The sequence below is a fragment of the Paenibacillus foliorum genome (assembly GCF_013141765.1).
In the GTDB taxonomy this organism is placed as follows: domain Bacteria; phylum Bacillota; class Bacilli; order Paenibacillales; family NBRC-103111; genus Paenibacillus_S; species Paenibacillus_S foliorum.
This window is the reverse complement of sequence record NZ_WHOD01000045.1, coordinates 80,098-92,065: the sequence shown is the minus strand read 5'-3', so window position 1 is coordinate 92,065 and position 11,968 is coordinate 80,098. Positions and strand designations below refer to the sequence as shown.

At 45.7% G+C, this 11,968-nt stretch carries 14 protein-coding genes and 1 pseudogene; all 15 read left to right on the top strand.

What is annotated here, in order from left to right; translation table 11 throughout:
* Positions 1 to 76: 76 nt before the first annotated feature.
* The 15 genes and pseudogenes from GC093_RS08620 (at position 77) to hypD (ending at position 11,965) form a co-directional block, all read left to right on the top strand.
* A complete protein-coding gene (locus GC093_RS08620; RefSeq protein ID WP_171651458.1) occupies positions 77 to 727 on the top strand; it encodes a zinc dependent phospholipase C family protein in 651 nt (216 codons plus the stop codon).
* 14 nt (positions 728 to 741) lie between these two features.
* Complete coding sequence (locus GC093_RS08615; protein ID WP_171651457.1) at positions 742 to 1,176, top strand: GNAT family N-acetyltransferase; 435 nt, start codon at positions 742 to 744, stop codon at positions 1,174 to 1,176.
* A 53-nt stretch (positions 1,177 to 1,229) separates the two neighbouring features.
* Positions 1,230 to 1,580, top strand: coding sequence for a VOC family protein (locus GC093_RS08610; protein WP_171651456.1), 351 nt, complete (start codon positions 1,230 to 1,232; stop codon positions 1,578 to 1,580).
* Between the two features lie 154 nt (positions 1,581 to 1,734).
* Entirely contained in the window at positions 1,735 to 2,634 is a 900-nt protein-coding gene (locus GC093_RS08605) for an SDR family oxidoreductase (protein ID WP_171651455.1), read from the top strand.
* A gap of 206 nt (positions 2,635 to 2,840) precedes the next feature.
* Entirely contained in the window at positions 2,841 to 3,920 is a 1,080-nt protein-coding gene (locus GC093_RS08600) for a hydrogenase small subunit (RefSeq protein WP_171651454.1), read from the top strand.
* Positions 3,921 to 5,636, top strand: a complete 1,716-nt coding sequence (locus GC093_RS08595) for a nickel-dependent hydrogenase large subunit (RefSeq protein ID WP_171651453.1) — start codon at positions 3,921 to 3,923, stop codon at positions 5,634 to 5,636. It begins immediately after the preceding gene.
* 10 nt (positions 5,637 to 5,646) lie between these two features.
* Positions 5,647 to 6,441 (top strand): Ni/Fe-hydrogenase, b-type cytochrome subunit, encoded by a 795-nt coding sequence (gene cybH / locus GC093_RS08590; protein ID WP_171651452.1) that lies wholly within the window; start codon positions 5,647 to 5,649, stop codon positions 6,439 to 6,441.
* A complete protein-coding gene (locus tag GC093_RS08585; RefSeq protein WP_246313949.1) occupies positions 6,413 to 6,922 on the top strand; it encodes a HyaD/HybD family hydrogenase maturation endopeptidase in 510 nt (169 codons plus the stop codon). Before cybH ends, GC093_RS08585 begins: the two co-directional genes overlap by 29 nt.
* On the top strand, positions 6,915 to 7,325 hold the full coding sequence (locus tag GC093_RS08580; RefSeq protein ID WP_171651450.1) for a hypothetical protein: 411 nt from the start codon (positions 6,915 to 6,917) through the stop codon (positions 7,323 to 7,325). Before GC093_RS08585 ends, GC093_RS08580 begins: the two co-directional genes overlap by 8 nt.
* 5 nt (positions 7,326 to 7,330) lie before the next feature.
* The gene (locus GC093_RS08575; protein ID WP_171651449.1) at positions 7,331 to 7,681 is read left to right on the top strand and encodes a hydrogenase maturation nickel metallochaperone HypA/HybF; all 351 of its coding nucleotides are present in this window, start codon (positions 7,331 to 7,333) and stop codon (positions 7,679 to 7,681) included.
* A gap of 5 nt (positions 7,682 to 7,686) precedes the next feature.
* Positions 7,687 to 8,349 carry a hydrogenase nickel incorporation protein HypB gene (gene hypB, locus GC093_RS08570; protein WP_171651448.1) on the top strand — a complete coding sequence of 221 codons (663 nt, stop codon included), beginning with the start codon at positions 7,687 to 7,689 and terminating at the stop codon, positions 8,347 to 8,349.
* Positions 8,307 to 8,903 carry an acylphosphatase gene (locus GC093_RS36600; protein ID WP_312886482.1) on the top strand — a complete coding sequence of 199 codons (597 nt, stop codon included), beginning with the start codon at positions 8,307 to 8,309 and terminating at the stop codon, positions 8,901 to 8,903. The genes hypB and GC093_RS36600 overlap by 43 nt, the downstream gene beginning before the upstream one ends.
* Positions 8,864 to 10,633, top strand: a pseudogene (gene hypF, locus GC093_RS08565) (carbamoyltransferase HypF); the annotation flags it as partial. The gene GC093_RS36600 and the pseudogene hypF, both read left to right, overlap by 40 nt.
* A 14-nt stretch (positions 10,634 to 10,647) precedes the next feature.
* The gene (locus GC093_RS08560; protein WP_171651447.1) at positions 10,648 to 10,884 is read left to right on the top strand and encodes a HypC/HybG/HupF family hydrogenase formation chaperone; all 237 of its coding nucleotides are present in this window, start codon (positions 10,648 to 10,650) and stop codon (positions 10,882 to 10,884) included.
* Positions 10,856 to 11,965, top strand: a complete 1,110-nt coding sequence (gene hypD / locus GC093_RS08555; RefSeq protein ID WP_171651446.1) for a hydrogenase formation protein HypD — start codon at positions 10,856 to 10,858, stop codon at positions 11,963 to 11,965. The genes GC093_RS08560 and hypD overlap by 29 nt, the downstream gene beginning before the upstream one ends.
* Positions 11,966 to 11,968 lie beyond the last annotated feature (3 nt).

Sequence of the window (11,968 nt, the reverse complement as noted above, 5' to 3'; positions counted from 1 at the left end):
ATAAGAGGAATCATTCTGGGTCAGGCATGTTGGACATATGGTTTTGCAAAAAATAATGCAATGGAGGTGCCTCAAAATGCCTTGGCCAATGGTTCATTTTGCAATAGCAGCAAAAGTGGCTAGTTTAGAGCCTTCACCAAGTTTTTTATTAGGAAGCATTGCACCAGACGCTATACACATGAGAGATCATGCAACTAGAAAAGAAAAAGGTATTACTCATCTAGTAAGTGAAGATAAGTTTCCAAGTATTGAAATTCTTAAAAGAGAATGCCTTTCTTATTTAAGCTTGAATATTAATTTGGATTGGAAGGAGTACATATTGGGTTATTTTGCTCATATCTATGCAGATATAAGATGGACTGATACTCTTTATGCTGAATTTGAGAGAGAGTATTATGGAGATAAGAATGAGATAAGGAAAATATACAATCAAGAAGTCAGTCAAGTTGAGTTTAATTTGTTAAGATCCGAAGATTGGGCACAAAAAGTATTGAAAAACTTACAGCTTGCTCATGTATTCGCAGATACCCCTTTTGTTACTCAAAATGAAGTCAGTCAATATAGAGATGTAAAGATAGAATGGCTTCTTGATGATAGGAATGAGCCCAAGTTTAAGAACATCTATTTTAAAGAAGAGGCAGTAAGGAAGTTTATCTTAAACACATCAAATGAATTGAAAGAATTATTTGATGAATGGGGAATCAAGTATCTCGAATTCAAACACTAAAGGAGTAGCTATATATGGGAAATGAAGATGAGCTTGTTATAAGTAATGACAAATCATTGTTGAACCTAGAAACCGTATTTGAATTCTTATCTAGCAGTTATTGGGCAAATAAACGTTCTAAGGAAATAATCAGGAAATCTATAGAGAATTCGATATGTTATGGGGTTTACAAAAATAATAGACAGGTTGGATTTGCACGTATAGTGACAGATGGAGCAACCATGTATTGGCTTTGTGATGTCTTTATAGAAGAAGGGCACAGAGGAAATAACATAGGCAAAAAATTAATAGAGACTATAGTTAAATCTGAGGAGCTAAAAAACTTAATGGGGATACTTGGAACCAAAGATGCGCATGGGTTATATAAACAATACGATTTTGAATTGGATCAGGAGAAAATGATGAGAAGAGTTCCCGATTTTGTAAGAAATATGAACAGACAGGGATAGCGGTCGCGTATTATATAATTGGAGATTAATTCTATCTATGGAGGTTGGAGGATATGGGGCGTGTTGTTTTATTTGAATTAAGTAGTCAAGATCCAGAACGGGCCGCGAACTTTTACTCGTCAGTTTTTGGGTGGAAGATTGCAGAACCAAACTGGGGATATCAATCAGCGACAACAGGAAATGATGATAAACCTGGAATCAATGGTGGTATTTCTAAAGGGCCTAGTGACTTTCCGCACGGAACAAGGATACAAATAGAAGTTGAGAATATTGATGAAGCCATAAAAAATTCGATAGCATTAGGTGCGCAAGTTGTAAGAGGTAAGATGGAATTTGATCATTTTTATCTTGCTTATTTAGTAGATCCGGTTGGGAATGGAATAGGATTAATTCAAAATAAGTAGCTCATAGTCTGCTATGCAGGGACATATAGCAAAGACTGCTTGCAAAAGCAACGAAGGGCAAAGATGAAAAAGCGAAAAATTGAATCGTGACAGGTACCCATCGGGTACTGGGGGAATATTCTGTTTTGACTACAAAAGCAAGGGAGGTCTCACAGTGATTCCCAAGTATCCGTATTACGGTTATGAGACACGCTGTCGACAGGTGCCTATCACTTTTCCGCCACAGCATCAGGATGTTCAGCCTGGATTGGAGTACTTAATGAACCCGCTCCCGATTTCAGACAATCCCGAATATAAGGGAAGCGGCAAATTGGCGGGAAAAATAGCCATCATTACCGGTGGCGACAGCGGGATTGGACGCGCCATCGCAATCGGTTTCGCCAAAGAAGGGGCGGATATGGCAATCGTCTATCTGTATGAGCGAGTGGACGCGGAAGCGACCAAACAGATGGTGGAGCATTACGGTCGTAGATGCCTCCTGATCGAGGGCGACTTACGCAATTCCGCCTTTTCTGAGGAAGTGGTAAGAAGGACACTTGAATGTTATGGAAAGCTTGACATACTTATATTAAACCAAGGCGTTCAGTTTCCGCAGGAGAGCCTATTGGGTATTTCCGACGAACAGCTTGAGGATACGTACCGAACCAACATTTTCCCGCATTTCTATATGACGAGAGCCTCGCTGCCTTACCTGAAACCGGGAAGCGCTATTGTATCAACGGCATCTGTTACTGCATATGCAGGCGCTCCTTTACTTGTCGATTATTCCTCGACCAAGGGAGCGGTGGTGTCATTTACCCGCTCGCTATCACTCCAATTGGTCAGCAAGGGAATTAGGGTGAATGCCGTAGCACCGGGGCCAATTTGGACCCCGCTTATCGTATCCAGCTATTCTGCCGAATATGTAAAAACGTTCGGATTGGAAACGCCAATGAAACGCGCTGGGCAGCCCTTTGAACTTGCACCGACTTACATTTATTTAGCATCCGACGATTCATCCTTTGTGACAGGACAGGTACTTCACGTTAATGGCGGCGTCATGACGGAAACGTGAGCTGGTGAATTAGACCATTCGAAAAAACTTCCTATAGATGAAATAAGGAGAACCCTTTTCCAAAACAACTGGAGAAGGGTTTTTCATTTTGCTTGTGACTATAATTATTTACATATTGTGACAATTATCACTTTGAGATGGAGAAGAAGGGAGTATGATAAAAGGGATTCTATGTTTAGGCATATACTGAACGAAGGAGACTCAGAATGAAAACAGACATGAATACGATCTACCAATCAGCCTTGAACCGTGGATTTACGCGTCGTGATTTTCTGAAAATGTGTGCTGTTCTAGCTGCTTCTGTAGGACTGGATTATTCGCAAACAGCGACTGTCGTTCATGCGATGGAGACCAACAAAAGAGTTCCTGTGATCTGGCTTCAGCTTCAAGATTGCACCGGCTGCTCGGAATCATTTATACGATCTTCCCATCCTAAAATAGAAAGCGTTCTACTTGACATGATTTCGTTGGAGTATACAGAAGCGTTGTCTGCGGCATCCGGTCATCAAATTGAAGAGGCACGAAAGCATGTTATCGAAAATTACCCTGGCGAATACATTCTGGCCGTTGAGGGCAGTATCCCGATGCACGACGAATACCTGATGATAGGCGGTGTTTCGGCTAAGCAAACCTTACTGGAAACAGCCAAACACGCTAAAGTCATCTTGGCTTATGGTAGTTGTTCCTCTTGGGGAGGCATTCCCGCTGCTTATCCGAATCCGACAGGAGCGAAGCCGATTACTGACATTATCAAAGATAAACCGATTGTTCGCGTACCCGGATGTCCTCCCATCGCGGAAGTGATGACCGGTGTTATCGCTCATTTGATTACTTTTGGCACGGTTCCGGAGCTGGACCATCACGGCCGTCCAAAAGCCTTTTATCGTCACCGGATTCATGATAAATGCAATCGCCGCGCTTACTTCGATTCGGGGCTTTTTGCTGAGTCATTCGATGATGAAGGGGCCAAGCAGGGCTATTGCTTATATAAGGTTGGCTGTAAAGGACCTACCACTTATAACTCTTGTGCCGAGATGCGTTGGAACGGAGGCGTGAGCTATCCTATCCAGTCGGGAAATCCCTGTATTGGCTGTTCCGAAGCTAATTTCTGGGATAACGGGCCTTTCTATACCCGATTGGCGAAAATTCCAGGCACTCAAACCACGATTAATCCAGAGCTCGTGGGAATGGCTGTAGTTGGAGCTGCGGCCGCAGGTATTGCCGTTCATGCTGCTGCGACTGCGGTCAAAAAGCATAAAGATGAGAACAAAGAAGGAGAACAATAAATGGCTGAACGTATAGTAGTGGACCCGGTAACAAGAATTGAAGGACATTTGCGTATCGAAGCGGACATGGATAACGGGGTGATCAAAGACGCCTACAGCTCAGGTACCGCAATCCGCGGATTGGAGCTTATCGTTCAGGATCGTGATCCGCGGGATGTATGGGCATATGTACAACGGATTTGCGGCGTTTGTACTTCCACGCATGCATTGGCGGCTATCCGTTCTGTGGAGGACGCACTCGGGATCAAAGTTCCAAGAAACGCTCACCTCATCCGTGATATTATGAACGCCGCAGTCATGCTGCATGACCATGTTGTACATTTTTATCACCTGCATGCATTTGACTGGGTTGATGTGTTGAATGCATTGGAAGCAGATCCAGCCAAAACAAGCACGATCGCCCAGTCAATCTCAGATTGGCCCAAATCATCACCAGGTTATTTTAGAGAAGTCCAGCAAAAGGTTAAAAAAATCGTGGACAGTGGACAGCTAGGCATTTTTGCGAATGGATATTGGGGACATAAAATTTATAAACTACCACCAGAAGTGAATCTGCTTGCCGTCACACACTACTTGGAGGCGCTGGATTGGCAGAAGGATATTGTGAAGATTCAAACCATTTTCGGAGGGAAAAATCCGCATCCGCATTATGTGGTTGGGGGGATGGCCACACCTTTGGATATTAACAGCGACAATGGTATTCACGCGGAACGATTGTCCCATGTATCACAATTGATTGATGAAGCTATGGTTTTCGTAAACCAAGTTTATATTCCTGATGTTATGGCGATTGCATCTTACTATAAAGATTGGACCTATGGGGGTGGCTTGAATAATTATTTGAGCTATGGGGACTTCTCAACCGGAGACATTGCAGATGTGGACCTGTATCGGATGCCTCGTGGTGTTATTTTGAATGGCGATCTGAAAAATATTTTAGATGTCAACCCGAAGGACCCTGAGCAGGTTAAAGAGTTCATTGATCATTCTTGGTATACGTACGACGGACAGTCTTCGGGCGGCAAGCATCCATGGGAAGGTGAAACGAATCTGAAATATACCGGACCCAAAGGAGCTTATGAAACTCTTAATACGAATGAGAAATACAGCTGGATTAAGTCACCACGATGGAAAGAACAACCGATGGAAACAGGGCCACTTGCCCGCATGATCATCGGATATGCAGCTAAGAAGGAAGAATACGTGACATCGATCGATAGTGCTCTAAGAAAGCTAGGCCTTCCGTTCTCGGCGCTGCAATCCGCTTTGGGTCGCACCTTGGCGCGTGCATTGGAAGCGGGTCTTGTAGCTAAATGGATGCGTAACGATATGAATGCGTTGCTTAAGAATATTAAAAATGGCGATCAAGTAACCTTCGACAGAACCAAATGGGAGCCCTCCTCATGGCCTAAAAAAGCGAAGGGCGTAGGCTGGATCGAAGCTCCACGCGGGGCGCTTGGACATTGGATTCGAATTGAAGATGGAAAGACAAGGAATTATCAAGCGGTCGTACCGACAACCTGGAACGCTTCACCACGTGATCATAAGAATCAAATTGGCGCTTATGAAGCGGCGTTGAAGGGAACGCCAATTGCAGATCCCAAAAACCCGTTGGAAATTTTGCGGATTGTGCATTCGTTTGATCCATGCTTAGCTTGTGCGGTGCATTTGACTGACTTGGAAAACGAGCAAATGACTGAAATCCGGATTGGTTAGGAGCTGACCTATGTCCATCGCTACCGAAAATAAATCGCAAACGAAGGAGCATACCAAATCTAAAATATCTACAAAGGCAAGACGCCCGACCCGGATTTACGATGACCATAAAGCTTATGTCAAAGTGTATGTATGGGAGCTGCCAGTTCGAGTGTTCCACTGGATTAATGCAGCTTCTATTTTACTGCTGATGATAACGGGAATTTATATCGGTAAGCCTTTCTTAGGCTCATTAATTCAAGAAGAAGCCTATTATTCCTTCGTCATGGGTTGGACGCGGTACATTCATTTTTTTGCGGCATTCGCGTTTACGGTGAATTTACTTGTTCGTTGGTACTGGGTATTCAAAGGCAATCGGTACGCAACTTCCAACCCGGTACAAGTACAGTTTTGGCTCGAAACCTGGGAAACTATGAAATACTATTTATTAATGAAAAATAAAAAGCCGCACTACACAGGCCATAATCCATTGGCCCAGCTGAGTTACTGGTTATTTATTGGCCTGGGTTCCATACTTGCCATACTTACAGGCTATTACTTACTGTTCGAGCCCCAGCCTGAATCCCTGCTCGGGAAAATCTTTTCCTGGATTCCTTTTGTCTTTGGCGATAGCTTCATGATCCGCTCGTGGCATCATATAGTAGCATGGGGGTTTATGATTTTTATCGTTGTACACATTTATATGGCCTTCCGGGAAGATTGGCTGGAACGAAACGGCACCATGAGCTCTATATTTACGGGTTACAAATCTGAGAAGAAACATACGGTGGAACCACATGATAAACAATCAGATGAACGAGAGTAATCGAAGCCCTATTGCAATCACCATCTTGGGTATCGGAAATACGCTTTACAGCGATGAGGGAGTTGGCGTTCAAGTTCTACCGCTTCTCCATGAACGACTTTTGCCCTTTGGGAATATCGAGATTATTGAAGGGGCGACAGACGGAATACGACTACTCGGACCCGTGGAGGACACCGATCATTTACTGATTATTGATGCGATGAATGGGGGGCAAGTACCAGGAACGATCTATTCGGTAAAAAATGAAGCGATTCCAGCCTATTACGGAGTCAAAATGTCTGTCCATCAGGTTGGGTTTCAAGAGGTACTTTTTGCCGCAAGAATTCGTGAGAGACTTCCGAGTCACATGGTAATGTTTGGTGTTCAGCCAGCATCTCTGGATTTTGGCGTTGGGCTGTCATCGATCGTTGAGTCCTCACTAGGGGAGCTCACGGATCGGATCGAAGCTCAAGTGCTGGATTGGATGACGGAGGATGAATAGGCGGGATTTCTTCAAAGAGATGGCAGGCTCGTTGACTGAAACATTCAAAGAGATCCTCTTGCCCTTCATTGAGCGTGATATAGAGAAATTGGATCGAGTTGCTGAAACGTTCAGCGGTTATCAGTTCTATCCAGTACCCTATTCAAGTGGGGGAGAGCTCTTCCAAGAGGTTGTCGTTCAGTCGGAGCCGGTTATTGTGCTTCAAAAAGATGATAAGCTTCACGCGTTAAGCAAAAAATGCCCAGAATGCAGTCATTTGCTGCATTATCTGGTTTACCAGCCTGTGTTTAAATGTTTTACCTGCGATCGGGAATATAATCTGGCATCACATCAATCATTCACCCTATTTGCAGCGAAAATGAAACAAGGGGTTCTGTATATTGGCATTCCTCGAAAAAGGTGAGAAGCATGCATGAACTAGCGCTCATGGGCGATATTTTGAACATAGTAGAAAATGATGCAAGGCAAAGAAATTTTCAAGCTATATCTAACATTTCGTTAGTTGTGGGCAGATTCAGTAATGCGATGCCCGAGGCGCTTGCTATGGCTTTTGATATGTTCAAAGCACAGCGCAATACGCTGTTGTCGGAAGAGGCTGAGCTAACGATCATAGTTGAGGAAGCGAGCGCTATGTGCCCTTTCTGCGAAATGACATACGAACCGACACAGCGAATTGCCGTATGTCCGCATTGCTCAATGCCGGGAGGGCAGCTCAAGACGGGCCAAACGTTCCAAGTACAGTCCTATGATGGGAGTTGATAGATATGCAAATCACATTGAACGAAGAAGTATTGAAAGATAATAATACAGCCGCAGCGCATAACCGATCACATTTTCAAAGCAATGGAACGTTAGTTATAAATATGATGAGTTCTCCTGGAGCTGGGAAAACGACGCTGCTGGAGGCTACTATTAGAGGGCTGTCGGACCGCTACCGGATTGGTGTGATTGAAGGCGATCTGGCCACGGAGAGGGATGCGGACCGAATCCGAGCGGTTGGAGCGCAGGCCGTACAAATCAATACGCATGGCGGATGTCACCTGGATGCGCGAATGGTCGCAAAAGTGCTGCCTGAATTTAATTTGGACGAGCTGGATCTTTTATTTATTGAAAATGTCGGGAATCTGGTATGCCCATCTGGTTATGATTTAGGCCAACATCATAAGATTGCGGTATTAAGCGTCCCTGAAGGAAACGATAAAATTCCGAAGTATCCAACGATGTTCATGCGGACGGAGCTTGTTCTGTTGAACAAAATCGATCTGCTGCCTTATCTGGATTTTAATGTGGAAGAAGCAGTTAATGATTTGCAGGCTATCCATCCTCAGTCCGCTCTGCTGCAGCTTTCAGCTAGAACGAACGAAGGAATGGAGCAGTGGTTTCAATGGATCGACAGCGCCTATCAAGCCATGGGGAAGCATTATTAATTGTTATAAAAGGCAGGGTTCAAGGCGTTGGATTCCGTCCTTTTCTATTTCATTTGGCAAAGGAGTACGGCATCAAGGGGACTGTGCAAAACAATCGGGATGGCGTTAGGGTAGTTGCCGAAACAGCTTCGGCATCGAACCTAGAGCGATTTGTACAAGCGATACCCAAGAATGCGCCTGGACTCGCCGTAATTGTGGAGCTTACAGTGAGCTCGCAACCGTTCATCGGTTATACGAGTTTTGAAATTATGGAGACGGAACCAAACGGAGCGTCATCCTCGATTGTTCTACCGCCTGATTATGCGGTGTGTGAAGCATGTCTGAAGGATATGGCCGACCCACAGAACCCTAGGTATCGGTACCCGTTTATCAATTGTACACAGTGTGGACCCAGATACAGTATGATCCGCGAGCTGCCTTATGACCGCGCGATGACTTCAATGAGCACATTTACGATGTGCGAATGCTGCCAGGATGATTATACAATGTCCATGATCGACGCTTTCACGCACAGCCGATTGCTTGCGAGAAGTGTGGGCCTTCGCTCCAATTAACCGATATGAGTGGGCTGCAGCTAGCGAATCGGGAAGCAGCAGTCGTTCTTACCAAGCAGCTGCTTAAAGATGGAGCTATCGTCGCTGTCAAAGGCATCGGCGGGTATCATTTGGTATGCGATGCGCGAAACAACGAAACCGTTACCCGTTTAAGACATCGGAAAAGACGTCCGAAGCGTCCACTCGCTGTGATGGCCTGCTCGCTGGATAGCTGCGAGAAGATCGGTATCCTTTCATCGGATGAAAAGGAGCTGCTGACTTCAATGGAAAGACCCATCGTGGTAGTGCGGCAAAATGCTGATAACGATTTAGCCTCAGAAATAGCGCCGAATATGTGTACGTTCGGCTTGATGCTCCCCTATACGCCGCTGCATCATCTGCTGCTAGAGGATGATGAGCTTGTCTTTGTGGTAATGACGAGCGCGAATCCTTCCGGCCATCCGATTCTGTATCGTGATGATGAAGTGTTGTCCTCCTTGGCATCCGTAGCGGATTATATCCTGACTCATAACCGGGAGATCGTTCATCCCATAGAGGATTCTGTTGTGCAGTGGAAAGAGAGTGGTCTCGAATTTCTCCGCCGTGGGCGAGGGTATGTGCCCGACCCATACGAAACGCTTCATGATGTGGACGGGTTTGTTGCCCTTGGTGGTCAGCAAAAAAATACGGTGACGTTCGGACGTGGAACACAGCTGTTTGTAGGACCACCGAATGGTGATTTGACGAATTTGGATATCGAACGGCATGGACAGGAGGAATACGGACAGTTTGTTCAGCTATCTGGGGTTTTCCCGCATACTGCTGCTGTCGACCTACATCCAGGATATACAACACGAGTGCTAGTGTCAGATCCGAGCATTGAATTCGTTTCTGTTCAGCATCATCATGCGCATCACGTTTCCTGTATGGAGGATAACGGCTTAACCGGGGATTGCTACGGATTGATTCTAGATGGGACAGGATACGGAACGGACGGGTGCATCTGGGGATTTGAGCTGCTGTACGGGAATGCCGGAGCTGTTGAACGGCTGGGGCATCTCCGATATACTCCGCTTCCGGGCGGAGAGCTATGTGTAAAGCAACCGTGGCGCAGTGCTGTTGCTATGGTACTGTCACTACTGCCGCAATGCGGTGAGGCTTGGCTTCGAAGGCTGTATCCAAGCAAGGATCATGAAATCGACCTGATTCGGACGATGATAGAAAAGCAAATTAATGCACCGCTGGCAGGGACCTGCGGAAGATTGTTCGATGCAGTCAGTTCGTTGTTGGGACTGTGTCATGTTTCCACCTATGATGGGGAGGCGGCAATTGTGCTGTCTGAGCTTGCTTCTTACTATGAGGGGGAAGAGGTTGCTGCTTATCCTTATTCCATCGACAAAGTTGGAAGCTTATTTGAGATCAGTTGTTCTCGGATGCTGGAGGAGATAATACAGAGCATCTTAGGGGGTGTTCCTGTTGCAGAAATCGCAGTGCGATTTCATGAAACAGTGGCGGCTGCGGCTGTGAACCTGTTGCTGCATACTCATGAAGAACACTCAGGCAATGTAAAAGAGGTGGTGCTGTCAGGAGGCAGCCTCCACAATCGTTACCTGTCCGCGAAGCTTAGATCGAAGCTGGAGCGACAAGGCTTTGAGGTATATGAGCATAGACGGGTTCCGTGCAGTGATAGCGGTATTTCTCAAGGGCAAATTATTATTGCCGCACATCAGAAGCATAACGATCATAACTAGGGGAGTGAAGACCAGTGTGTGTAGGCGTACCCGCGAAAGTCATAGAGATAGACGAATACTCAGCAATTGTAGATGTGTTGGGATCGCAAATGAGTATTGGCATTATATTCGTGCCTGAGGTCCAGATCGGAGAGTTTGTGATCGTCCACGCCGGGCAAGCGATGTCCATCATAGAAGAATCGTTCGCATATGAAAGCTTGGAAGAATGGAGGAAACTTGTTCATGCTAGAGATGCTGAAGGAGCTTCATAGCCCCGTGTTAAGTCAAGCTATTCTTGGTAAAGTGATTACGCTTGCCGAAGCGTTTCAAACGAAATATGGACGTAAGCCTGTGTTTATGGAGGTATGCGGCTCTCATACTATGGCGCTTGCTCGCACGGGATTGAAAAAAAGACTTCAGGAGTATGTTCATCTAGTCTCTGGACCCGGATGCCCGGTATGTGTAACGGATCAGAAGTCTATTGACAGCATGATCGCGCTTGCTGATGGTGAGAATCGGATTATTTGCACCTTTGGCGATATGATACGGGTGCCTGGCAGCCGCAAAACGTTGATGGATGCTAAGACAGAAGGCAAAGATGTTCGCGTCGTTTATTCCCCGACAGATGCTATTGGCATTGCCATGAGGCACCCGGACCGTGAGGTTGTTTTTCTTGGAATCGGTTTTGAGACGACTATTCCGATTTTGGCTATCGTTCTAAAGGAAGCTCAAGACAAAAAGCTGACCAACTTTTCGATGTGGGTGACTACGAAGCTGATAGAGCCCATTCTTCGCCATTTGCTGGATGGCGGGGAAGTGAAGGTAGACGGCTTTTTGCTTCCGGGGCATGTATCGATGGTTCTTGGCGCTGAAAGCTATCGATATTTGACCGAGGAGTATGGCATCTCTGGTGTTATAAGCGGTTTTGAGCCTGTACAGATGGCGAGCGGCATTTATCGTCTGCTTGAGCTGTCGTTCAAGGAGGAATCTGCTATTATCAACGATCTTGCGAGCATTGTGGGCAATAAAGGAAATGCTGTAGCTCAGAGCTATATGGAAACGTATTTTGTTAAGTGTGATGAGGAATGGAGAGGCATTGGGCGCATCGCGAACAGCGGTTTAGCCATTCGCGAAGAATACCGCCATTTGGATGCCAAAGCGAAGTTTGCGGTTCCAGCCACTGAAGTGCGTGTAACAAAATGCCGCTGCGGTGAAGTGATACGAGGTCTGATTAGCCCGCCGGAATGCCGCTTATTCGGGGTGGCTTGTACACCCGTACAGCCTGTTGGTCCTTGCATGGTTTCTACAGAAGGCACATGTGCTGCTTATTACGCTTATACGATGGAGGACTAATTG